The organism is Gimesia maris, assembly GCF_008298035.1.
GTDB lineage: Bacteria > Planctomycetota > Planctomycetia > Planctomycetales > Planctomycetaceae > Gimesia > Gimesia maris.
In genome coordinates, this window is sequence record NZ_CP042910.1 from 742,740 (window position 1) to 766,325 (window position 23,586).

The 23,586-nt window shown below is 52.7% G+C and carries 25 protein-coding genes; 16 read left to right on the forward strand and 9 right to left on the reverse strand.

What is annotated here, in order from left to right:
• Window positions 1-20: 20 nt before the first annotated feature.
• From GmarT_RS02750 to GmarT_RS02785, 8 genes are all read left to right on the forward strand, one after another.
• On the forward strand, window positions 21-1,001 hold the full coding sequence (locus tag GmarT_RS02750) for an alpha/beta hydrolase (protein WP_002648260.1): 981 nt from the start codon (window positions 21-23) through the stop codon (window positions 999-1,001).
• Between the two features lie 163 nt (window positions 1,002-1,164).
• A complete protein-coding gene (locus GmarT_RS02755; RefSeq protein ID WP_002648259.1) occupies window positions 1,165-1,830 on the forward strand; it encodes a GAP family protein in 666 nt (221 codons plus the stop codon).
• 106 nt (window positions 1,831-1,936) lie between these two features.
• Entirely contained in the window at window positions 1,937-2,674 is a 738-nt protein-coding gene (locus GmarT_RS02760) for a DUF4190 domain-containing protein (protein WP_002648258.1), read from the forward strand.
• 84 nt (window positions 2,675-2,758) lie between these two features.
• Window positions 2,759-3,583 (forward strand): hypothetical protein, encoded by an 825-nt coding sequence (locus GmarT_RS02765; protein WP_002648257.1) that lies wholly within the window; start codon window positions 2,759-2,761, stop codon window positions 3,581-3,583.
• 21 nt (window positions 3,584-3,604) lie between these two features.
• A complete protein-coding gene (locus GmarT_RS02770; RefSeq protein WP_002648256.1) occupies window positions 3,605-4,630 on the forward strand; it encodes a DUF2332 domain-containing protein in 1,026 nt (341 codons plus the stop codon).
• 248 nt (window positions 4,631-4,878) lie between these two features.
• Entirely contained in the window at window positions 4,879-5,679 is an 801-nt protein-coding gene (locus GmarT_RS02775; RefSeq protein ID WP_149302422.1) for a DUF1559 family PulG-like putative transporter, read from the forward strand.
• Between the two features lie 35 nt (window positions 5,680-5,714).
• Window positions 5,715-6,635: a TIGR01777 family oxidoreductase gene (locus GmarT_RS02780; protein WP_002648253.1), complete on the forward strand. Its 921-nt coding sequence runs from the start codon at window positions 5,715-5,717 to the stop codon at window positions 6,633-6,635.
• A gap of 226 nt (window positions 6,636-6,861) precedes the next feature.
• Window positions 6,862-7,218: a hypothetical protein gene (locus tag GmarT_RS02785; RefSeq protein ID WP_002648252.1), complete on the forward strand. Its 357-nt coding sequence runs from the start codon at window positions 6,862-6,864 to the stop codon at window positions 7,216-7,218.
• Between the two features lie 207 nt (window positions 7,219-7,425).
• Here GmarT_RS02785 and GmarT_RS02790 read toward each other — a convergent pair whose 3' ends face one another.
• Together GmarT_RS02790 and GmarT_RS02795 are read right to left on the reverse strand one after the other, a co-directional pair.
• Window positions 7,426-8,355, reverse strand: a complete 930-nt coding sequence (locus tag GmarT_RS02790) for a DUF1559 domain-containing protein (RefSeq protein WP_002648251.1) — start codon at window positions 8,353-8,355, stop codon at window positions 7,426-7,428.
• A gap of 149 nt (window positions 8,356-8,504) precedes the next feature.
• Window positions 8,505-8,948, reverse strand: a complete 444-nt coding sequence (locus GmarT_RS02795) for a hypothetical protein (protein WP_002648250.1) — start codon at window positions 8,946-8,948, stop codon at window positions 8,505-8,507.
• A 348-nt stretch (window positions 8,949-9,296) separates the two neighbouring features.
• Here GmarT_RS02795 and GmarT_RS02800 point away from each other — a divergent pair, with 348 nt between their 5' ends.
• The 3 genes from GmarT_RS02800 (at window position 9,297) to GmarT_RS02810 (ending at window position 11,710) form a co-directional block, all read left to right on the forward strand.
• Entirely contained in the window at window positions 9,297-10,001 is a 705-nt protein-coding gene (locus GmarT_RS02800; protein ID WP_002648249.1) for an ion transporter, read from the forward strand.
• 251 nt (window positions 10,002-10,252) lie between these two features.
• On the forward strand, window positions 10,253-10,696 hold the full coding sequence (locus GmarT_RS02805) for a hypothetical protein (RefSeq protein WP_002648248.1): 444 nt from the start codon (window positions 10,253-10,255) through the stop codon (window positions 10,694-10,696).
• A 78-nt stretch (window positions 10,697-10,774) separates the two neighbouring features.
• Window positions 10,775-11,710, forward strand: a complete 936-nt coding sequence (locus GmarT_RS02810; protein ID WP_002648247.1) for a DUF1559 domain-containing protein — start codon at window positions 10,775-10,777, stop codon at window positions 11,708-11,710.
• A gap of 80 nt (window positions 11,711-11,790) precedes the next feature.
• On the opposite strand, the gene GmarT_RS02815 is transcribed toward GmarT_RS02810, so the two are convergent.
• Complete coding sequence (locus GmarT_RS02815) at window positions 11,791-13,689, reverse strand: CocE/NonD family hydrolase (protein ID WP_002648246.1); 1,899 nt, start codon at window positions 13,687-13,689, stop codon at window positions 11,791-11,793.
• Window positions 13,690-14,033: 344 nt separating this feature from the next.
• Here GmarT_RS02815 and GmarT_RS02820 point away from each other — a divergent pair, with 344 nt between their 5' ends.
• Window positions 14,034-14,387, forward strand: a complete 354-nt coding sequence (locus GmarT_RS02820; protein WP_002648245.1) for a hypothetical protein — start codon at window positions 14,034-14,036, stop codon at window positions 14,385-14,387.
• Between the two features lie 104 nt (window positions 14,388-14,491).
• Here the strand turns inward: GmarT_RS02820 and GmarT_RS02825 are convergent, their stop codons facing one another.
• Window positions 14,492-15,595: a mandelate racemase/muconate lactonizing enzyme family protein gene (locus GmarT_RS02825; RefSeq protein WP_002648244.1), complete on the reverse strand. Its 1,104-nt coding sequence runs from the start codon at window positions 15,593-15,595 to the stop codon at window positions 14,492-14,494.
• 47 nt (window positions 15,596-15,642) lie between these two features.
• Window positions 15,643-15,789, reverse strand: a complete 147-nt coding sequence (locus tag GmarT_RS29345) for a hypothetical protein (RefSeq protein ID WP_155367940.1) — start codon at window positions 15,787-15,789, stop codon at window positions 15,643-15,645.
• A 154-nt stretch (window positions 15,790-15,943) separates the two neighbouring features.
• Here GmarT_RS29345 and GmarT_RS02830 point away from each other — a divergent pair, with 154 nt between their 5' ends.
• Together GmarT_RS02830 and GmarT_RS02835 are read left to right on the forward strand one after the other, a co-directional pair.
• A complete protein-coding gene (locus GmarT_RS02830; protein ID WP_002648242.1) occupies window positions 15,944-16,288 on the forward strand; it encodes a cupin domain-containing protein in 345 nt (114 codons plus the stop codon).
• Between the two features lie 63 nt (window positions 16,289-16,351).
• Window positions 16,352-17,149 (forward strand): HpcH/HpaI aldolase family protein, encoded by a 798-nt coding sequence (locus GmarT_RS02835; protein WP_002648241.1) that lies wholly within the window; start codon window positions 16,352-16,354, stop codon window positions 17,147-17,149.
• A 59-nt stretch (window positions 17,150-17,208) separates the two neighbouring features.
• Here GmarT_RS02835 and GmarT_RS02840 read toward each other — a convergent pair whose 3' ends face one another.
• Genes GmarT_RS02840 through pyrF form a run of 3 tightly spaced genes read right to left on the reverse strand, consistent with a single transcriptional unit; the run spans window position 17,209 to window position 19,814 of the window.
• Window positions 17,209-18,210, reverse strand: coding sequence for a YhdH/YhfP family quinone oxidoreductase (locus tag GmarT_RS02840; protein WP_002648240.1), 1,002 nt, complete (start codon window positions 18,208-18,210; stop codon window positions 17,209-17,211).
• Between the two features lie 30 nt (window positions 18,211-18,240).
• Complete coding sequence (locus tag GmarT_RS02845) at window positions 18,241-18,876, reverse strand: DNA-3-methyladenine glycosylase family protein (RefSeq protein ID WP_002648239.1); 636 nt, start codon at window positions 18,874-18,876, stop codon at window positions 18,241-18,243.
• The gene (gene pyrF, locus GmarT_RS02850) at window positions 18,873-19,814 is read right to left on the reverse strand and encodes an orotidine-5'-phosphate decarboxylase (RefSeq protein ID WP_002648238.1); all 942 of its coding nucleotides are present in this window, start codon (window positions 19,812-19,814) and stop codon (window positions 18,873-18,875) included. The genes GmarT_RS02845 and pyrF overlap by 4 nt, the downstream gene beginning before the upstream one ends.
• Before the next feature lie 276 nt (window positions 19,815-20,090).
• Here pyrF and GmarT_RS02855 point away from each other — a divergent pair, with 276 nt between their 5' ends.
• Complete coding sequence (locus tag GmarT_RS02855; RefSeq protein ID WP_002648237.1) at window positions 20,091-21,005, forward strand: radical SAM/SPASM domain-containing protein; 915 nt, start codon at window positions 20,091-20,093, stop codon at window positions 21,003-21,005.
• A gap of 32 nt (window positions 21,006-21,037) precedes the next feature.
• Here GmarT_RS02855 and GmarT_RS02860 read toward each other — a convergent pair whose 3' ends face one another.
• Window positions 21,038-21,787 (reverse strand): rhamnogalacturonan acetylesterase, encoded by a 750-nt coding sequence (locus GmarT_RS02860; protein ID WP_002648236.1) that lies wholly within the window; start codon window positions 21,785-21,787, stop codon window positions 21,038-21,040.
• A 258-nt stretch (window positions 21,788-22,045) separates the two neighbouring features.
• On the opposite strand from GmarT_RS02860, the gene GmarT_RS02865 reads away from it, so the two are divergent.
• Window positions 22,046-23,425, forward strand: a complete 1,380-nt coding sequence (locus GmarT_RS02865; RefSeq protein WP_223123519.1) for a hypothetical protein — start codon at window positions 22,046-22,048, stop codon at window positions 23,423-23,425.
• The last annotated feature ends 161 nt before the right edge of the window (window positions 23,426-23,586 follow it).

Consider the following 23,586-nt stretch of genomic DNA (forward strand, 5'->3'; position numbering starts at 1 on the left):
ATTTTTCAGGGGAACAGCTCATGTCAGAAGTTTTCAATCGCCGTCAAATGCTGGGAATCTGTGCTGCTTCTGCTTCGGCACTGTGGTTACCGGAACTCACGTATGCAAAATCAGCGAAACCCAAAGTCAAAACTTTCACCTTTAAAACGGTAGGAGATCTGGAGATCAAAGCCGACGTCTACCGGGCCGACGATAATCAAACGCGTCCCGTCATGGTCTGGTTTCACGGCGGTGCATTGATCGTCGGGCATCGTGGCGGAGTGAGTGGTCGCGTACTGCAGGATATGTTGAATGCCGGCTACACGGTCGTTTCATTTGATTATCGGCTTGCACCGGAAACCAAGCTGCCGGAAATTATTGCTGACCTGGAAGACGGTTTTACCTGGCTGCATGCAAAGGGGCCGGAGCTGTTCAATGTCGATACCAGCAAGGTTGCCGTCTCGGGGGGATCGGCGGGAGGCTGCCTGACGATGGTCGCCGGCTATCGCGCCAAACCCAGACCAACGGTTCTGGTCCCGTTCTGGGGGTACGGCGATCTGATTGGCGACTGGATCGGTAAGCCCAGCCCGCATGCACGGCATCAGATCAAATTGACGAAAGCCGAGGCATATCAGCAGGTCGGCACCACGCCGATTGCCGATTCCCGGGAGAGTAAAAAAGAACGCGGCGCATTTTATCAATACTGTCGCCAGCACGGAATCTGGCCAGAAGCAGTGGCCGGCTGGGACCATCACAGGGAACCGGAAAAGTTTGATCCGTATATGACCCTGAAAAATGTCACGAAAGAGTATCCTCCCACGCTGATGGTGCATGGCACGAAAGACACCGATGTGCCTTACGAACAATCGACGTTGATGGCGGAGCAGTTCCAGCAGCATGGCGTGGAACATGAACTGGTCACCATTCCCAATGGCGAACACGGCCTGGCGGGCGGCGATCCGAAACTGATCGACGATGCCTACCAGCGGGCGTTCGTCTTTATGCACGATCGCATGCAGTGAATGTGATATGGGATCCCTGAAATGTAAAATCATACGAACGATAGTCAACAGACTCAAGTTTTGAGCCGAATAGGTCGAGAGATTCATCGTAGCCCCGGTCCCATTGCTCGCTGGCCAGGCTACGATCACGTATTTATTTTAGACTTCAAAAGGATGTGAGTTTGTGTTTGAGCTCTGGATGACCCTGATTCCGATTCTGATTGCGGATGTCGTCAACCCTGTCTTATTTGCTTTTCTGGTCTATGCCGCCGGCACTGATCGTCCCGTGATCAACTGTTGCGCGGTCCTGCTGGGGCATACGCTGGCCTATTATCTCGCCGGGATTGTGATCGCGATCGGCATCGAACAGATTTCCGATCACCTGTCGCATCCGCAACTCATCGATTACATCATCGGCTTTGTGCTTGGTGTGATTCTGCTCTGGGTAGGCTATCTCTCCTGGAAAACGAAAAGTAAAGAACAGGCTGAAGAAAACCGCAGGTTGACACCCCTCAAGGCAATCGGTCTGGGGGCGGTGGTCAGTTTCATGGGCATGCCTTTCGCGCTTCCCTATTTTGCGGCATTAGATCAAATGCTCAAGGCCGACATGACACCGCTGACGGCGCTGGTCGTGTTGGCGGTTTACAACGTGCTGTATGCACTGCCGTTTGCTTTGGTTCCCGTGCTGATCGCCACTTCTGGTCAGAAAAGTCAGGACATTTTACGAAAGATCAATTCGTGGCTGGTGGGGATCAGTAATATTCTGATGCCCATTCTGCTGACGCTGGTCGGGCTGGCGCTGATCGCCGACTCGATGATTTATTTTGTGACCGGATACGAGATGTTTTAATAGATTCCCGGTTGTCTCATTGTGTATGATAGAATCCTCTGATTCCGCCAGTACTCAAATCGTTTTGAATTGAGCAGTGGTTTTGCCGATTCCGGGGATTGATAAGATGGATCAAAAGGATTCACCAGAACTCATACAACAATCGCGAAGCGATCAGATACCTTTCGCTGAGCAGATCCGCTATTCGCCGATCTCCATGACGGCTGTGACATCAGCCGGGCTGGGTGTGTTCTGCATTCTGGGATTTATTTTCCCTACTCTGGCATGGCTGGCGATTCCCGGCGTTGTGCTGGGAGTCGTTGCGCTCAGGTCCATTCGCCATTATGAACTCAGTGGGCGGAAACTTGCGCGACGTGGTATTCAGTTTTCCCTGGTCTGCGGAATGCTCGCGCCTCTCTGGCATCTGACCTGGTACGAAATCCGCTTCCACTCCGAAGCGCTCCCCGGCTACCAGCGAGTCAGTTTTGGAGAGATTGTGAATGACAGAAAAAATTTCGAAAGCCGAATGGAATCTCTGCTGGGACAAAACATCTGTTTCAAAGGATTTGCCATCTATGCGGGGCAGGGATCCCACAAGCATCAGTTTGAATTGTATTACTCTCAGCCCAGAGGGGGCTTCGGTTCTCAGCCGGGTCACAGAGAGGTCGTGTCAGTCCAACTGCCCCGTGGAAAAAGCTGGGAATGGAATCATCAATCGATCGCTGTCTCCGGTAAACTGGTGCGTAATCCGGATGCGAAAAGCGATCCGGAAGCACCACAATTCCTGTTGAAGCAGAGCACCGTTTTCCCCGCGCTGACTGCCGATCATTTTCAGGGTCCTTTCTCAGCGAGGAGAGGCTGTTGAGAACCCGGTTAACGAATCTGGTGTCTTGAGAACTGAATCCCATTTTAATCTGATCCTTGTTCCGATCCTGAAGTGCAGACATTCATGGATACAAAATCGTTTCCACCGCGCGTGCACATTTTACTCGCCCGCGACAGCCCGCATGCTGTTGTGATCAGACGGGGACCGGCAAAGAAAACCTGCATCCTGGGATGGGATCGACGTCGGCATACATTCACCGTGGGACAGTGGCTCAAAGGGCGGATTTATGAACGCCGCTGTGATATCTCACCAGATGGCAGTCACTGGATCTATTTTGCCATGAACGGGAAATGGGATTCCGAAACCGGAGGCTGCTGGACGGCGATCGCCAGAACTCCTTATCTCAAGGCATTGGATCTGGCGGGGCAGAGCAGTACCTATTACGGAGGAGGCCTGTTTATCGACAACAGGACTATCTGGGAAATGGGCGGTGACAAATATCTGCAGAGATCGGGTCTGTTCCAACAGGGCGATCCCGATTTCATCACCCGCTATTATGGCACTGGATGTCCGTCCGTGTATTATCCCCGTCTGGAACGGGACGGCTGGAAGATGCGAGGCACCACCATCAACGATACAAAGTATTCTGGCGTGCTGTTTGAAAAGGAATTGCCTGCCGACTGGAAGCTGATAAAAATCATTCATGCCGGCAATTCATCCGAAGGGCAGGGCGTTTACTGGGACGAGCATCTACTGATCAGAAAAGACGGAACGATCAACACGTTTTCTGACTGGGAGTGGGCAGAATGGGCTGATGAATCGCTCTACTATGTTACAGAGGGACGACTGTTCCAAATAAAGATCATCAATGACAGCCAGTTGAGTGAACCGGTCTGCCTGCACGATTTTCATCCGTACCAGTTTGAAGCGAAGCCGGCGCCTTATTGAATGAAGCAGGAGAGATTACTGATGAGCTCACATCTGTCGGATGCCTTTCTTGCTTTTGCCGTGCCGGAGTGCCGGGAAACGTCGACCCTGTACTGTAGTCTGACGGAAGCCATTGCCGCTGATGAAGATCTGCTGCTGATCGCCGGCCAGGCTCCCGTCGGTCAGCCGGTTCCGAATCTGCTGTTTGCGGCAGTGCATTATCTGCTGGTCGCTGATCCCACTCATCCACTGGCAGAATACTATGCGACCTGCACTGCAGAACCGAAAGATTCCACGCAGGCTTTCCCGGCATTTAAAGATTTCGTACTGAGTCATCAGTGTGAGATCATCGAACTGCTGCAGACACGACTCGTGCAGACGAATGAAGTCCGCCGTTGTGCCTGTCTGTTTCCCGCATTCATGTATGCGCTGCGGTACTTTGATCCTCAACCGCTGGCCCTGTTGGAGATTGGCTGCAGTGCCGGCCTGAATCTGCTCTGGGACCGTTACCGTTATGAGTATGATGAAAGCGGAAAAGAATATGGAGATCGTGATTCTCCGACATTGATTACTTCTGAATTTCTCGGAAAGCGATCTGCAGGACTGGAGGATTCCCTGCCTCTGGTCACACAGCGTATCGGTGTTGACCTGCATCCCGTCGATGTCTCACTTCCCACTGAAGTCAACTGGCTGCGGGCACTGATCTGGCCCGAACAGCATGAACGCCGAAAACTGCTGGAAGCCGCGATCCAGCAACAGCAGGAAGTCGAACTTGATCTACGTACCGGCGACGGTTTTGCAGAAGTCAGTTCCATCGCAGCTGAGATCCCGGCGGATACTCTGCTTTGCATCTATCACACGCATGTCGCCAATCAGATCTCCCGAGAGAAGGGGCAAGCCTTTCTGGAAGCGGTTCGCGAACTGGGCCGGCACCGGGATCTGCTGCATCTGTTTAATAATCTGTACGATGCTCATTTACGATTACAGGTTTACCGCGGAGGCATACTCACCCGAGAGACACTGGCCAACACCGACGGCCACGGCCGCTGGCTGGAATGGCTGGCGTAAGTGGTCTGAAAAACGATAATTCTCAAATGCATATGCAACAAATTGAATAAACGACAAGCTGGTGATTCATAAGCAACGCAGGGCATAGACTGTATCCAGTTTTACTATAGCGTCTCCAGAGCCGTTTGAACCGAGTATCATTGATTGAGTGACGCTATGGTTAAATGTCACTCGCTCTAGTATACTAATTTGTAGTACGCCAGGTCTCTTCAGACTGAATTTCCATGAAATGATTCAGAGGTAAAGTTATGCAGAAAGCCATTCGAGGATTGATGCTGTTAGGTATCACGGTGTTTGCAATATCGTTGCTCGCCGCTGACCAAACTGAAAAGACAACATTTCAGGAACCAGAAACGTACGAGGCGGTTCGTCGTCTGGCTCAGAAGACAGCTGGATACAAAAATCTGCAGAAAATCGGTCTGGCCATGCATAACTACCACGACCTGTTTGGGCAGTTTCCGTCGGCGGTCGTGTATGCTTCGGATGGGAAAACACAGCACAGCTGGCGGGTGGAACTGCTGCCTTTACTGAGAGAGCTTGTCGATGGTGCAGCGCCTTTCAGGCTCAAGTATATGGATCGCGAATTGTATAATGCGGCGATCAAGGAGTGTGGGTACGATATCAATCAGCCCTGGGACAGTCCTGTGAATCTGACGGTTTTGAAAACAATGCCACCCGTCTATCATCATCCCAGCGACAAACCCGATTCCACCGAAAGTGCTTACTATGCTGTGGTGGGAAAGGGGACGGCTTTTGCTCCCGGCGAAGTCATCAGCTATACGGACATCAAAGAGTGGCCCGCTTCAACATTGATGTTGGCGGAATCTCGTAGTAAATCGCCTTGGACAAAACCAGTTGACATTGCTTACTCAGAAGATGCCACGGTTCCGCGGTTTGGTGGCTTCACTGCGCATGGGTATTTGGTTCTGAGTTGCGATGGCGGCGTGCATTTTATTTCTGACTCCGTCTCCCCCGAGAACCTGCGGTCCTTCATCAGCAGGGATCAGTCGGATACTTTTGAGATTCCCGGTGTGCCTTATCGGTATTAACCGCAGTAAATTTCTTCAAGACAAAGTTCCTCAGTATGCAAACGACAAATCGCATTGTGATCGCCGGCGGCAGTGGGTTTCTGGGATTAAACCTGGCGGAATATCTGACGGAACTGGATTATGAAGTCGTGCTGCTTTCGCGAAACGAACCCCGACGTCAAGGTACGTGGCGGTTTGTGCGTTGGGATGCCCGCAGTGTGGGTGAGTGGTGCAGGGAACTGGAGGGAGCAGCCGCGATCGTGAACCTGGCAGGGCGGACGGTCGACTGCATCAAGACTCCCGATCACTGTGATGAAATTCTGCGTTCGCGGGTGGAAGCAACGGAGGTGCTCGGTAAAGCGGTGCGGAACATTCAGACACCGCCCCCGGTCTGGGTGCAGATGTCGACGGCCCATCGTTATGGAGATCCGCCGGAGTGTGTCTGTGATGAAGACTCCGCTTTCGGATACGGACTGGCTCCTTTCGTGGCACGCGAATGGGAAGCCGCTTATGCGCGAGCGGTGCTGCCTGAGATGCGTCAGGTCATTCTGCGAACCAGTTTTGTCGTCGGCCGTAATGGCGGCGCTTTGTCGCGGCTGAGTAAACTGGTTCGCTGGGGACTGGGAGGCACGGTGGGCAGTGGTCAGCAGGGGATGAGCTGGATTCACGAACTGGATATGAATCGCCTCTTCTTTCGCGCGATCACCGCAGAGAGTATGCAGGGGGCTTATATTGCGACGGCTCCGAAACCGGTTTCGAATGCCGAGTTCATGCGCGCATTACGAAAATCGCTCAAGAGGCCGATCGGTCTGCCCGCGGCGAACTGGATGGTACGGATCGGCGCGCCGCTGTTGATGCGGACCGATCCCGAGCTGGCTTTGTATGGCCGCTATTGTGTCTCGCGTCGTCTGCGGGAAGAGGGCTTTGAGTTTTCCTATTCGGATCTGGAATCTGCCCTGCGTGATATTTATGCGTAAGATAAGCGGGTAGCAGATCTACATTTCATCGCAAGTGCATTCCGCGACATTCTGACCTCATTTTTTTGAACGCCTGTTTTTTAAGCGACAAGCGGCTCTTACTTTTGTATACTTTATTCTGGAACAGATGCAGGAGTCTCTGATGAGAATCACTCTGAACAGAAAGTTTCAGTGTATCTGTTCTCTTTTTGTTTGATTGATTGAAAATTTTAGGGAGAGGACAAGTATGTCGATCATTACTGCGAGTCGGGTATTTCTGAAACGGGCGCTTGGTGATTCAGAGACTTCTACTGTGGCACGCATTCTCGAAGATCAGGAGGGTGAAGTTTCCAGTTCTCCCGAAGATCGCCATTGGAAGTTAAACAAAAATCAGCTGATCATTACCGTTGATATTCAGCCGACCGAAAACGTGCTGTTTGAATGTCACGAGGAACTGCAGGAACTGGGACTCCAGATCGAAGACGTTCCTGAAGTAATTATTGTCGAAGGTCTCGCGGAGTGCTCCGATGTGTGCCGTCTGATCGCTGATCGACTGGCAGCCGATTTGGGAGGCATCACGCGTGGTGCGGAACAATGCAGCTGAAACGTCTTTGAATCAACTTCATCAGCCGACGAATTCCGTCTTTTTCGCAGAACCGGTTTCGAGGCTGGTTTCTACGGAGCATCTGGTACTGTAACGCATCAATCGGATGATTGCCGTTCACATTCGGGAACGGGATCGTAAAAAAATACGGCCAGTGGATGATTTCTCCACTGGCCGATTCTGTTTTCAGCAAGCTGGCGGGATCGTTTAATACTCGCCGATCACATTGCCGTCTGACTTGTCACCCAGGTCCTGCCAGGTGCCAAGATTGATGTTCTCAGAGATAAACTGAATTCGTCCGTCCGCGAAGAGCACATGCACGCCGCCTGTATGCTGGCTGTGGGCTCCCATCAGGGCCGGTCCACCGGTTCCGCTGGAACACTCAAGCAAATCTGTGTTAGGTCCAATCAGGGTTGTGTAGCTCCACATGTGCATCGCCTGTCCCCAGAACCAGGTGTAGCCTCTCAGTAACTGGTTCGCGGTTCCGGTGCAAACTGTTCCCGAAGTTGTATTGGCACTGGCGTAGGGCAGTCCTACTTTGCATTCCGAAGCGATCATCGTATTCGAAGTACCATCAGTAATGTCGCGAATGCGGGTGGCGCTGTTGAGAAACATGATGGACTTCCCGTTGTTGGCAAAGTCGGTTCCGCCGGCCGAGAATGTGCCGTATTGAGCAGAGCAGACCACGTAGTTGGTCGGCCCATAGCCAGACTGGCCGGTTGTTCCGCGATTACCAGGATCGCTGGGGCAGCGGTAGACAGGCAGTTCCTCTTTCATGGCGGTTGTGTTTGCGGTTCCGGTATTGCCGGGCTGAATGCTCCAGTCGATCATGTTGTACAGATTCGCCTGATCTACATAGGGTAGAATGCGTGCCTGCCAGCCAATCTGGCTTGAGAGCCAGCTGTTCGCGACGGTGCGCACATGGGCGGACGGAAACGTGAGCGCGGTATCATGGTAGTTATGCAGAGCCAGACCGATCTGTTTCAAATTATTCTTACAGGTGGAACGGCGGGCTGCTTCCCGTGCCTGTTGCACGGCCGGCAGCAATAACGCGATCAGAATGGCGATGATGGCAATGACGACCAGCAGTTCGATCAAAGTAAATCCCTGGCGACGCTTCAGAAAGACAGTTTTCATAGTGTTGGTGTTTCCCTAATAAGATTTGAAATAATATGATCGGTCAGATCATCAGACTGCAGAGAAATTACTAGACCGTGTCCAGTTTTACTGTAGCGTCTCCAGGGCCATTTGAATCCGGGAGACGCTATGGTTAATTGTGATGCGATCTAGCGGGTCTGAAGTGAAAAATCAGCCGTGTTTTCGCCAGCCTTCACTTCATACCTGAGCGTGGAATCAGCGTTGTATTTTGCAGGAATATACTGCTGCATGATCTCGGTTTTCACGCCGTCAAAGTTTTGAAACTTACCCGTTTTCCGTGTGGCATTAACCATGATTTTATTCGCACCGACGACCGGCCCCTGGTCTGCTTCCAGTGAATAGACGCCGTTGGTGATAATCGCCTGGACGGCTTTCCCGTGAATCCGCTGGCCCTTTGCATCCAAATCGGGGATAAACTGAATACTCCCCTCGGGCAGCGGCTGACCGTCAAAACTGACCGTCCCGGTAATAACAGCGCGCTCCAGGCCGTCTTGCGATCCACCAAAACAGCCACTGAGTGTCAATGCACACAAAGTCAGCGCAGAAAAAGTCGAACGGGAAACGTGAAGCATGGCGTGCCTGTACTCTCTAAGCGAAAGTGGAAACGTAAGGATTAATAAAATCGGGCTGCTGCTCTGGCTAAATAAGAAAGCGCGTCTTAGAGCGTCTTCAGGAGGATCGGGGTGATCAAGGCTTACGCCGGGCAGGTATTGTGTCGCAGCAATCTACATATCTAACCCCCATGATATGTTTTCTATTCGCAGAAATTTAAAAATAGGAAAAATTAATGCGGAGGCAGCGATCAGTCCGTGTTCGACTTCCAGTCGGGTGAGACCTGGTGGAGTTGAGAGCCTGGTGTGAACGGGGTTTAATATGCTTCTGGCAGGCAGTTCAATCAGACTGGTAAGGGGAGAAATGCTATGAAACAGCGGTTAAAACAGATTATCGAAGACTCAGACACAAAAGCAGGCAAAACATTTGATCTTACGATTCAAGCGATTATCGTTTTGTCGCTGATCTGCTTCTCCATCGAAACTCTGCCTGACCTTTCGGATGAGAGTAGAACGCTGCTGCATGTCATCGAAGTAATCAGCGTTATTATCTTTACCGTAGAATATCTGGCACGCGTCAGTGTTGCCTCAGACAAGACTGCATTTATCTTCTCATTTTTCGGTATCATCGACTTACTGGCGGTACTTCCGTTTTATCTCAGTACAGGACTGGATCTCAGATCACTCAGGTCATTTCGGTTACTGCGACTGGTTCGGATTCTAAAGCTGGCCCGGTACAGTGCTGCTGCAAAGCGATTCCATCGTGCCTTTCTGATAGCCAAAGAAGAGCTGGCTTTATTTCTATTTGCCAGCATGATTGTGCTTTATCTCGCAGCAGTGGGCATTTATCACTTTGAAAACCCCGCTCAACCAGAGGAATTCAGTTCTGTCTTTCATAGTCTGTGGTGGGCTGTTTCCACTCTGACAACTGTCGGGTACGGCGATATTTATCCTGTTACTGCAGGGGGCAAAATGTTTACGTTCTGTATTCTTGTTGTGGGCCTGGGGATTGTTTCTATTCCTGCGGGCCTGGTGGCATCGGCACTGTCCAAGGCCCGGGAGATGGAATTATGATCAGGTTGTTCACAGGCGACCTTTGATGTGCTCTGTTATTCTTCTTGTTTTTCATTGTGGATGGGGGGCTTAGTCATTTATAATTCAGCTCAGATGGAAACAATCACGCCTCAGATACCTGCCTTATAGAATCAGATGGAACCCTCCCGATTCTGACCTGCCGGTCGATTTTGTCAGCTGAGATTTCAAGCCGATTGCTTTTCTAAACCCGACAACTGAATTTCGAAATTGTTAGAACAGACAGGCTCGCTATGTTCCCCGTTTCGCGAAAGAATTCCGTTGCGCTGTTTTTCTGCGCATTAACCCTGACAGGCTGTTTTGGTGGCTCTGCCGAGCATATCGAACGCGCTGCCGTCTCCGGATCTGTTACCTACGATGGCAAACCGCTGCCCGAGGGGAGTATCCAGTTTGTGCCCGATGTCGATGCAGCCGGTAAACCGGTGCGTGGCAAGCTGGCACAGGCGTTGATCAAAGACGGGTCCTACTCCCTTGCTGCCGAAGAAGGACCCGCTGTCGGCAATAATAAAGTTCTGATCAATGCGATTCGCAACACAGGCAAGTTTGAGGAATCGGACGGTCAGAAAACTGAGATCATGCAGCAGTACATTCCCGCCCGGTACAACACACAAACCACTTTGAAGTACGAAGTCAAAGCGGGCGAGAATACCGCCGACTTCACACTCGAAGCCAAATAGTCATTTTTCGTCCAGTATGTATTCCGCGTACTGATGTTTTTTCTTCTCATAAATCAATCAGAGGGATTAATCTAAACTATGAAAGCGTTATTTCTGAAGCGTCGCCAGGGATTTACTTTAATTGAATTGCTGGTCGTCATCGCCATTATCGCCATTCTGATCGCACTGCTGCTGCCAGCTGTGCAACAGGCTCGTGAAGCAGCCCGCCGTTCCAGTTGTAAGAACAACCTGAAGCAGATCGGTCTGGCTTTACACAATTATCACGATACCTTTCGCACTTTCCCTCCAGCGACCATCCGCCGCAAGGGGGCTACCAGCGAATGGGAAACCAGCATGATCGGCTGGCAGGCCCGCATTCTGCCTTACATGGATCAGGCACCCCTGTTTAATAAAATCAACTGGAGTGTTGAGCCGGGTAGTGGCGGCACTGCCAATACGGAAGCACGGAATTATGAAATTCCCGCTTATCGCTGCCCCAGTGATCCAGGTAACCGCGGAACGACCGGCCAGTCCAGCTTTGGTCCCACCAACTATGTCACCTGCACTGCGAACAGCGGAGGCTATGCGGCCGGCGGTTCGACCTATCAGAACAACGGTCGTTCGATCATGTTTCTGAACAGCAAGACTCAGATCAAGGACATCGAAGACGGAACTTCCAACACCATGTTGTCTTCCGAGTGTATTGTGGGCCATCCCTATTCTAACGTTAACGCGACATCCGGTACTGTCTGCACTGGAACTGCCAATCAGAAGCAGCGTGGCTTTTCCTGGTTTTATGCCCAGGCCATGTACGCCTGGAGTTATACGACGCTGATCGGTCCCAATTCAGATCTAATGGAATGTGCCCAGAGCACCGGCGGAACAGCACTGCTGGGCTCGCGCAGTAAGCACGTGGGTGGCGTTCACACCCTGTTTGCTGACGGGCGTATTCGCTTCGTCTCTGAGAACATTCACCTGGGTACCTGGCAGGACCTGGGAAATAAAGCGGATGGAAATGTGGTCGGCGAATATTAAGCCGCCGAACGCTGAAACGGTAAAACAGAAACGGCCAGAGAATCTATTTTCTCTGGCCGTTTTTTCATCGGTTGTAAACACTAATTCTTCGCAGGAATTACCGGCAGTACGATGTGCGAGGGATGTTCTGCGTCGTGATAGATCGTGTTATTGGCCGTCTGCGTACGGCGGTTATTATTCAGCGGTTCGCCTGTATTGGGGTTGATATCGAAGCGGGGGAAGTTGCTGCTGGAGATATCAACGCGGATGCGATGCCCTTTCTTAAAGACATTCGAAGTCGGATAGAGTTTGATCGTCACAGGATAGATCGTGCCGGGCTCCATCAGTTTTTCGGTCTTGAGCGAATCGCGGAAGCGGGTGCGAATGATGCCATCGCCGATGTTAAGATCGAAGCCGCCCGGGAAATCAGAACTGGGAGGGTACACGTCGATGAGTTTAGCGGTGAAGTCGGTGTCTTTCGCATCGGATGAGATCCAGAGTTTGACGGTCAGTTCGCCGGTGACTTCGAGATCTTCTGCCAGTGGTTCGGTCTGAAACACGATCACATCTTTGCGGGCGGAAAGCGGAATCGGCTGTGTCCAGTTCCAGATGTGCTCGCTCCCTTTCTGATCCCAGCCTCCCTGTACGAGGATGTCGTTACCGCTGGAGATGTTGCCGCCAATCGTGGGGACCGGGTCGGCAGGATTAAACAGAAAGGTGGTCGCAGCCTGCTCGGCTTTCGGGGCCTGAGTAGAGAGCCCACCTTCCGGCTGCAGATGGTATTTCGTGTAAACGGTACGTTTCAGCGGCCATTCACTTTCATTGCGCCAGTAGCCGCCATGATTGAGTTTGCCGTCCTGGTTTCTGGAACCGTCGCCGGTGCCCATCACAAAAATGCGGACCGGCGTTTCAAAGGGAGCAGCGGTCCCCACATTGTTATCGATGCCTTTGAGCCAGTGGTCGTACCACTCCTTCCGCCAGCCCAGGGGATCAGCGATCGCGGCTTCTTTGCCGAAAGTGACCTGTCCATGGGAATGAGAGCCTTGCCGACCGTGAATCCAGGGACCCATGATCATATACACGGGACCTTTAATGGTTTTTGAGAGCGCCTGGAAGTTCGCCGTGTTATTGCTGCTCCAGGAATCGTACCAGCCACTCACCAGGTACACGGGAATGTCTTTGTATTGTTCGGGGTAATCGATGATGTTGTTCTGCTTCCAGAAATCATCGTTGGCACCATGCTGCATACCGGCGATGAGCCAGTCTTCGTATTCGGACGCCAGCTTCATCGGGGTCGTCCCTTTGCGAAGCGGGAGCTGAAACAGGTACTGCACGCGGTTCTCTGCCATTTCCTTGAGGACGGCCGCAGTGCCGGGATCGTGTGACTGACGACTCCCTTTGCCGGCGTTGAGGTAGATCCAGTTCCAGAATCGCAGTTCAAACGCCCCTCCGTTTCGCATGCTGGCATAACCCAAGTTGGACATCGCATCTACAGGGATGACCGTTTTGAGTTCGGGTGCTCTTTCCATCGCCAACGCGTGTTGTGTCCCGCCGACATAGGATGTGCCAATCATGCCGATCTCTGCATTCGACCAGGGCTGTTTCCCGATCCAGGCTGCGGTATCCACACCGTCCACGCCGTCATCAGTCAGCATATGCCAGACGCCTTCCGAACCGTAGCGGCCGCGGGTGTCCTGCGCCACGAAGGCATAGCCATGTGAAGCATAATAGGTGCCCGACGATTTACAGCCGTTTTTGTTGTAAGGTCGACGTTCCAGAATGGTGGGAAGTTTCTGATCGAGTACGTCGCCATCTTCCACGGGGAGATAAATATCGGTCGCCAGCTTCACGCCATCCCGCATGGGGACCATCACGTTCTTGCGCACTTCCACCGCATACGGACCACCGGCGGCAAACGCAGATGAAGTGATGAGCAGGCAGAAGAGAAAACCGGAAACCGTCAGCCGCAGCTGAGAACGAAAAACAAAGCGGGAAATCATGGTGCCTACTTTCTAAAATCGGTTGTTATTTCGGCGGTGGTTATTGCCGGAAATCGCAGGTGGGAAGCAGGGCGGTTGCAGTAAACCCTGTCTCTGCAGGCTACTTGGTGGCACTGGAGATGTCAATCAAAGGCTGATGTGTTGAATCTGGAATAGATGTCAAATCAAGGGTGACCTCGAATGTAATTCGAGGTTGTCGCAGACAACAGGAGGTCGCAGGGAAACCGTTCAATCGGGATGATGTTCCCTGTCGAAACGGATCTTGCCTGTAATTTTGTTCTGGCATAAAATCCCGCCTCGTACCAGCAGGCACTGGGAATCTTAATCAGAGGAGAATCGGAGAGATGCGAAAAACTTCTTTCACTTTGCTGACAGGAATGTTACTGGCTCTGATCAGCCTGGTTCCAGACGAAGCGCAATCGGAGGAGACAGAGGCGCCTGTTTCTGCTGTGAAACCACATCAGCGAGTCTTTCTGACAAACATTCCCGCAATTGAAAACTGGGAAACGGAAAATAGACTGGTCGATTTACGGAAGCGTTATCCCCGCAAAACGGCAGAGAAACGGCTCCAGAAAACCCTGGGCATCGATGGGCCGCAGCTCAAGTTTCACTACGGCCCTGGTCCCCGGGTTTACTACATCAATGGTCTGCCCACCAGTCAGCTTGGTTATCGTCTTCAACAGTTGAACAGCCCGTAATGTTTTCTGATTGAAGCCGGAAGCCCTCGGTGGGCCAAATTCTTCACCGGGTAGGCCCGAATTCCATTCGGGGCCATCCCTTCTTTTGACTTTAAATCAGGAAATCACTTCACCGAACTCTTAACCAGATACCGTTTCAGCATCGCTTCATCAATCTCCACCCCTAACCCTGGTTTCGTCGGTACTGCGATCGTGCCCTCTTTGATTTCAAACGGCTCGCAAATGATATCGTTCTCCAGACTGTAATAGGTGCAGTCATTGGCGAGGGGGAAATTAGGGGAAGAAGCCGCCATGTGCAGCATGGTGGCAGTGCGGAGGCCCAGGTCGTGGGCGCAGTGGAAGATACAGGGGACGCCTGCAGAAGCCGCGACTTCGCCGACGAGTTTGACGGCCCAGATGCCGCCACACTGATAAGTGTCGGGCAGCAGGTACTGGGCGGCGTCCAGTTCTAAGATCTTGCGGACGTTTTCCATGGTGGTCACCGATTCATTGAGTGCCAGCGGCGTGGTGGTTTGCTGGCGGATCTCGGCGGATTCCTGCAGCAGGTCTTTGTGCATCGGCTGTTCGAAGTATTGCAAGTCATAGGGTTCCAGATCGCGGGCCAGCTGCAGAGCGACTTCGGGTGTATAGCCCATGTTGGGATCGATGCGGAGATTCAACCGGTCGCCGGTCGCTTCGCGAATCGCGCGGACCATCGCCAGGTCTTCTTCCGGCGAACGACCCGCTTTGGTTTTGAGTGTAGAGAAACCGAGATCGACATAATGCTTTGAAATAGTGGCCGCTTCTTCCGGGCCACGAATGCCCATACAGCAGGTGACTTCCACACGCTCCCGATACAGACCGCCCAGCAGACGATGCAGGGGGAGTCCCGCCTGTTTGCCCAGGATGTCCCAGCAGGCCATTTCGACCAGTGACTGCAGATAGGGTTCTTCTATGCCCCAGTCGGCGTAGAGAGCCGAGATGTCAGTCGGGTCTTTTCCCAGCAGTATCGGTCGAAAGTAGTCGGCTTCCTCGTCGGTAAAACTCGTTGCATTCTGAAACGAGAGCCGTTGTGGAGTTTCGCCCCAGCCAATGATGCCGGCATCCGTTTCCATGCGGATCAGCAGGGCACCGGTGCTCGTAGAGCAGATATAGCGGGACTGATAGGGAGAAACGGGAGTCTGCAGGGGGACATCTACCAGAAACGTATCGACGCCTGTGATTTTCATGGAAGGCTCCAGAGGCAAGGGAATCGGTTGTCGGCGAGAATGCAATGCTACCACTTCCCCGGTAAGCCAACAAGCAGATTGATGAATACACAAACTGGTGTCAGTGCATCATGATCCTGGATCGGGAAGTTGTCATTCAGATCGCGCCATTGCTCTGTCAGTTTCCTGTTGTCTTTGACAACCTCGAATTTCATTCGAGGCCACCCCGCAGTTGATTGTTGATCGAATCGAAACGGGTTGGCTTTCCTGTAATAATGCACATTGACTACGGTTGTTGTGTCGGCTCTCCTCCCGTAAAGTAATCTATAAGACTGCACCGTCCTCATTCGATTCCAGCAAAGTTCCGTCATGATTCCCGACATTACCAACCTGCTTACCCCGCAAGTCACACCCCCGAACGAAGAACTCTTCGAACATCTCTTCCGTGGCCAGTCGTGCCGCGTGGAGCGGATTGTGTCTACCGGTCAGGCGACGCGTGAGGGACAATGGTACGATCAGGAGCATGCCGAATGGGTGATTTTACTCTCGGGATCGGCGGTACTGCGATTTGAGGGAGAAACCGAAGGACGGACACTGATTCCCGGGGATGCAGTGAACATTCCCCCGCATTGTCGTCATCGGGTCGACGCGACGGCCGCAGATCGGGAAAGCGTTTGGCTTGCAATCCACTATGAGCCTGTCGAGAATGGGTAGGGTAAACAGCAGTTTTCAATACACTTTTATTTCCAACCGATTTCAGAAAAGAAACACAGACTGATGAAAAAGAATCCGGTCAAGGCGGCGTTGCGTGAAGGAAAACCCCAGGTAGGAACTTGGCTTTCTTCGGGGGATATCATGATGACCCGGTTGATGGCCCGCGTAGGCTTTCCCTGGCTGACAGTTGATATGGAGCATTCTCCCATCGACTGGTCGCAAGCCGCGCATCTGTTCGGTGCGATTGCGGATGCGGGTTGTGTTCCTCTGTGCCGCGTTCCTCTGGGGAAATATGAATTGATCAAGCGGGCGCTCGACGCCGGGGCACATGGAATTGTCGCACCCATGATCAACACGGTCAAACAGGCTAAAGAGGTGATCGATGCGGTCAAGTACCCGCCATTAGGGAACCGCTCTGTGGGTGGCGTGCTGCATGCGATGAACTTCGATGCGACTGCCGGCGATTATTACAAACATGCCAACGATGAGATCCTGGTCATTCTGCAAACCGAATCTCCCGAAGGGGTCGAGAACGCGGAAGAGATTTACAGCCTGGAAGGCGTGGATGCGATCTTCGTGGGACCGAATGACCTGACCTTTCAGATGAGCAAAAAAAACGGCGTGCATCCTGCTCCCGATGAACTGGAAGCGATGCTGCAGAAGATTCTGGAAACCGGCAAGAAAACCGGGACTCCCGTCGGCCTGCATGTGCAGACCATCGAAGCCGTCCAGCAGCGAATCGAAGAAGGCTGGCGGTTCATCGCGTGTGGCAGTGAAGTGAAATTCATGGTCAACGATGCCCAGCGGATTGTGAGCGGTTTGAACCTCAAAGCCGAAGCAGCCGACCTGGCACGCTATTAATGGAATCAGGGTTTGAAAACAACAAGCGGCTTTGCATTATTGCAGAGCCGCTTGTTTCTTTACTCGGCACCGATCTGAATGATCGTGCGTTCCTGGTGTTCTCCTTTGAGCATCGCATTGACGGTATCCTGAACCTGTTCCAGCGGGATGATTTCCGCGCGGGAGTCGAGGTCTGGCAGTTTCCAGTCGGTCGCCAGTTTCTGCCAGAGTGTTGTTCGTTTCTCAATCGGGTACCACGCTGAGTCGATGCCGTCCAGGGTGATGCCCCGCAGAATGAAAGGGAAGACGGTCAGGTCGAGTTCTGCACCGCCCGCGTTCCCACAGGCGGCGACGCAGCCATTGGGTTGAATTGAGCGAATGACGTTGCTCAGGATCGAACCGCCTACCGTGTCAATAGCGGCAGACCAGCGGGCTTTGAGCAGCGGCTTTTTTGAATCGTCCTCAAGTTCATCGCGTCCGATGACTTCGCGGGCTCCCAGCTCAACCAGGCGGAGGGCTGCGGAAGGTTTCCCGGTGACAGCTACCGGATGAAAGCCAGCGCGTTTGAGCAGCGACAAGGCGAATGAGCCGACTCCGCCGGAAGCACCGGTGACAAGCACATTTCCCGGATCTGTGGGGATCTCATGTTGAATCAGGCTATTGACACACATGGCGGCGGTCAGGCCGGCGGTGCCGAGGATCATGGATTCTTTTGGCGTCAGTCCCGCAGGCAAGGGGACCACCCACTCTGGTTTGACGCGAATGAATTCAGACCAGCCGCCCCAGCGTTCGACGCCCAGTTCATAACTGGTGACGATCACCGCATCGCCGACTTGAAATTGATCCGACTTTGATTCGACTACATAGCCGGCGGCATCAATGCCGGGGATATGCGGGAAGTTTCTCACGACACCAGGATGCCCGGTCGCAGCGAGCGCGTCTTTATAGTTAATGGAGGAATAAACTACGCGGATCGTCACATCGCCCGAGGGGAGATCATCAGAAGGGACTGGCTGCAGGCCCCCTGTGATTTCTTTCTGTTCGTTTTTGTTGACTTGAAAGCAGGAGACTGAATTTTGCATAAGTAATTCTTTCGGTTTCGAAGCAGCTGGTTACCAGGGACCGTCCGGAGTTTCCATTTCCAGGATACGCCAGCAGTACCAGCTGGCAACTGTACGATAAGGCTGCCAGCGCTGGGCGATTTCAATACAGGTCTGTTTGTCGGGGCGGGTTTTCAGTTCGTAGATTTTCTGGATCCCGTTCTGAATGCCCAGGTCATCGTGGGGAAAGATGTCGGGACGACAGAGGCCGAACATCAGAAACATCTGCGCGGTCCAGACGCCGATGCCTTTGACCTGAATCAGTTCGCTGGTGACATCCTCGTCGCTCAGCAGATGCATTTTATGCAGGCGGACTTTATTCTGCATAACCATTTCGGCCAGGTGTCGCACGTAGGTCGCTTTCTGATTGGACAGACCGACTGATCGCAATTGTTCGTGTGAAAGCTGCATGACTTTTTCTGCCGTCGGCTGGCCTTTGCCGGTCAAGGCGTGCAGTCGAAGATAGATCGTGCGGGCAGCCGAAGTAGAGATCTGTTGTGAGACAATCGAGCGCAACAGGAGTGCGAAGCGGTAACGATATGGTTTGAGCGGGCAGGGGCCGATGCTGTTGATCACAGGTTTCAGCAGCGGGTCTGCCTTGCTCAGATGTTTTGACGCTTTCAGGAATGTCGCGGCGTGATCGTTCATTGCAGTTTACCCGCGGGTGTGTGATTCGCGAGGTCGGCAATCATGTCAATCGTGGCGACTTCGACCGCCTGTTCCCATTCCTGGGGAGCGAACTTTTCCGAATAGGGGGCTTTGCGGATCGCGAAGTTGATGCCGCGTGAGCTGTTGATGATCGCGCCCAGTCCCTGATTGTCAAAGGCACCCGCGACATCGCCGGCTCCCGCGCCCTGGCTGCCATACCCGGGAACGAGCAGGGGAGTGTGCGGCATGAGTGCGCGGAGCTGATTAAGTTCTTCGGGATAGGTGGCACCGACGACCGCGCCGATGGAACCGTAGTTACCTGCTCCTTTGGTTTTGACCGCCAGCTCTTCGACCGCGGCGGCCACACATTCGTAGAGATTCGTACCGTCGGTTTTACGATCCTGAAAGGTGCCTGCACCAGGGTTACTCGTTCGGACGAGGACATAAATGCCGGCGCCCCGTTCGATGGCGATATTCACGAATGGTTCCAGAGTGTCACTCCCCAGGTAGGGATTCACCGTCAGGCAGTCGGCGGCCCAGATGGCAGAATCGGGATTTTCTCCGGCGAGGTAGCCGCGGGCATACGCTTCTGCTGTCGAACCGATGTCGCCCCGCTTGGCATCACAGATCACGACCAGTCCTGCTTCGCGCGCTTTCAGGATGACCCGCTGCAGGGCAGCGCAACCGGCGGGCCCCCATTCTTCGAAAAAAGCAGCCTGTGGTTTGACGGCGGGAACCAGTGGCGCAACGACATCAATAATGCGGAGGCAGAACTCTTCAAAGGCAGCAGCGACGATCTCCGCCTGGGTGTGATGATTCCTGTTCGCGTTGCTGACAATGTCGGCGGGAAGCCAGTCAAAGCGGGGATCGAGGCCGACCAGGGCGGGGGTTTTCTTCTTCTGGATGGCCGCATTGAGTCGATCGGAAAAATGGTGCATCTGGTAACTGCTTTCAGTGATTCAGGTTAGGTGTATTGGCTCATTGTGGATGTGGCAGATTTCTTTCATGAATCATACTAAAATGAGCCGACAATGGAATAATACCGGTTTTGGAATTCAGGAGCTGGATGAGAGTTTTTACTGAACGAGGTATCAGAGGTGTGATCCTCTTCAGGATGGGTGCACGGTAACTCTCATTGACACAACTCTGGTTGCCTGCGATGCTTGTGAAGCAGCGTTAATCGCAAATCCCGGATTCAAGGAAGAATCATCGATATGCTGGAAATTCTCAGCCCTTATCACTTCAGCCAACAACGCGCCGAGTATGATGCCGGGATTGCCCGGATGCGTCATTCTCATTACCTGGACTATCCCCGCCACGTGCATCTGGAGACGCTGGCACGGTGTAATGCGAGCTGTAATTTCTGCCCGTATCCGAATTTGAATCGCAAGCATACGAAGATGAGTGATGAGCTCATTGATAAAGTGCTGAATGAACTGACCGAGATTCCGCCGGAAATGAACTTTCAGATCTCGCCATTCAAAGTCAGCGAGCCTTTTCTGGATACGCGACTGTTTGACACGCTGGAAAAAATCAACCGGTTATTGCCACAGGCGAAGATCGCGCTGACTTCCAATGCGTCGGCAATCACGGAAGACAAGCTGGAAACGCTGCAGGATGTGAAGAACATCGGCTATCTCTGGATCTCGTTTAATGACCATCGCGAAGATGAGTACGAGCGTGTGATGGGGTTGAAGTATCAGCGAACCATTCAGCGTCTGGAAATGATTCACGATATATTTGCCGATGGCGATGTTTATTTTCCGGTGGTGCTCTCGCGCGTGGGTGACGGCACAGCGGCCGATCAGGAATTTGTGGAGTGGTGCAGTATCAACTATCCGCTGTTCAAATCGAGTGTGTTCCCCCGGATGGCCTGGACCGGACAGGTTGAAGGCTTAGTTGTCAATGAAGTCCCCAACATGGGTTGCGAGCGCTGGTTTGAACTGTCGATTACGGCAACGGGTGAAGTCGCCCACTGCTGTGCCGACGGGCAGGCGGAATATCCCATCGGCAACGTGAATGACCAGCATGTGCTGGAAATTTACAACTCTCCCGAATATCGAAAATTGAGAGAGTCTACCGTATCGCGCCTGAGCGTGTCTCCCTGCAATAAATGCACATTCATGTGAGATTGTTTCTACTACAGAGAACGTTTCGCTTCTCAGTCTTTTCCGGGCGTGGGTTGTTTCAGGTAAGGTTTCAATTCGGGAACCGTCGCGGGAATTTCTTCTGCGACCAGCCTGGCAATTTCGAGTGCTCCTTTGCGTGAGAAGTGGGTGCGATCGGATTTACTGGCGCTGAAGTCATTGCTGCCTGCGTCTCCCAGTTGATTGAACAGTGCCACACTTTTTTTATGCAGGTCGATTACGGGAACGTTCTGCTCTTTACCGACTTTGAGCATGGCGTCTGCATAAGGTCGCAGGATGGTCCAGATCTGTCCATTTTGAAAGCGCCTGCGCGTCATGGGGGTGACCAGGATCGGTTTGATATTCGCGGCCCGTGCTTCATTGATGTACTGATTCAGGTACTGCTGAAAGGTGGTAGCGGGATCGGTTTCGCGGTCTCCTTTGCCGGGACAGTCGTTATGGCCAAACTGAATGAAGAGGTAGTCGGGTTTTTCCGCGAGCCCTTTTTTCCAGCGTCCTTCCCTGATGAAACTGCTGGAACTGCGCCCGGAGGCGGCGTGGTTCAGGATGGTGGCATCGTCGGTAAAGTACTCGCCAAAGATCTGGCCCCAGCCTGTCATGTCGGGCCGGTCTTTGGGAGGATTGTTATAGGTCGCCATGGTGGAATCGCCGATCATCAGGATCCGGACTGGCGGTGCTGCATCGGCTTGCGCTGTCAATGACAGCAGGCTGACCAGAAGAGTTATGGTCAGTGTAAAGTGAATGCGGTGAATAAGTTGAGGCATGATATCCGGTTCCTGATGACCTGGGGAAACGTTTTGTTATTTGGGGATGTGATTTGGAGTGGAGCGACGGACTCCAGTAATTTACCGGTTTTAAGCCGCATCATTTCAGTTTAAAATGAGTTGACAGAGTTAAAGGGGGCATTAAAATGGATGTTGCTATCCGATAATGATCGTATTCCTGCCCGATTCAAGTTTGTGTAAGTTGTCTGGTTTCAGCAGCAAGCATGGACCTCCCACCTTTCAGTCAGATAGATTAGCATGCCAATGTACCGTTGTGAAGAATTAAAACTGAGCTCTCGAACACTGCAGCGGTCGATATTCACTGGCGGTCTGCTTTTGAGTATTTTCCTTCTTCCTGTGATCGTTTCAGCCCAGCTCAGTTTTGAAGAAGCGCCGATCAATTACAACAAGGCAGAGCCTGACAATCTGATTTCGCGCTTTCAGAAACGGCTTGATGCGGGGGAGATCAAGCTGGCGTATCAGCGGAAGAACCGGTCCGGCTATCTGCCTGCAGTACTGGACGCATTGAAGATTCCGGTTTCCTCTCAGACGCTGGTATTCTCGAAGACGAGCCTGCAGGTGAAGCATATCGATCCGCAGTCGCCCCGCGCGTTGTATTTTAACGATGACCTGTATGTGGGCTTTGTCCAGGGGGGGCCGGTGCTGGAAGTCTCTGCCAGTGATCCGAAACTGGGGACGGTATTTTATACCATGTCCCAATCGCAGACATCCCATCCCACTTTTGTGCGCAAGACGTTTGAATGTACCCAGTGCCACGCGTCCTCAATGACGCAGGGAGTGCCCGGGCATATCATGCGGTCGGTCTATCCCGGGCCGGACGGGATGCCTGCATTCCGAGAGGGGACTTACCGCAGCGACCATTCCAGCCCTTTTTCTGAGCGTTGGGGTGGCTGGTATGTCTCAGGCACGCATGGCGAAATGCGACACATGGGAAACCTGATTTTTCGTCAGGATGACAGCTCTCGTAATTTGGATCGCGAACCGGGGGCGAATGCCGTTGATCTGGAAAGGTGGTTTGATACCAGCGCGTACCTGTCGCCTCACAGCGATATCGTATCGCTGATGGTACTGGAGCATCAGGTCAAAATGCATAATCTGATAACCCGGGCACAGATTGAAGGACGCATTACCGAGCGGGATGCGACGGTAATGAACCGCATGCTGGAACGCGAAGCGACGTTTCAGAGTGACAGTACAAAACGCCGGTATGAAAGTGCCGCCAATCGACTGGTGGATTACCTGTTGTTTGTCGACGAACTGCAGCTGGAAGGGAAGATCCAGGGGACGTCCCGATTTGAATCGGAGTTTCCCCGCTCCGGTCCCCGGGACAAGCAGGGGCGGTCGCTGCGGGATTTTGATCTGAAACGCCGGTTGTTTAAATATCCCTGCAGTTACCTGATCTATTCGGAATCGTTCAATAAACTGCCGGGACCGGTGCTGGATGTGGTGTATCGTCGGCTCTGGGAAATTCTGTCAGGTAAGGATCAAAGCAGTGAATATGCCCATCTGAGTGCAGCCGATCGGCGGGCCATTCTGGAAATCCTGCTCGAGACGAAACGGGGGCTGCCCGAGTACTGGAAACGCGTTGAGCCTGACTCCCCGCAGGCTGGTGGCTGATCGCGGAAAGAGCTCAATACTTTTGAAAATCGGGCTGAATACCGCCACATCTGCTTTGATAATGGTTGTTTCAGTGAATTAGCCTGCATAGAATGACCTGCGTACCGAGATTCGACAGGGGCAGTCTTTTCAGAAACACTTCACGTTTGAGCATGCTTTCC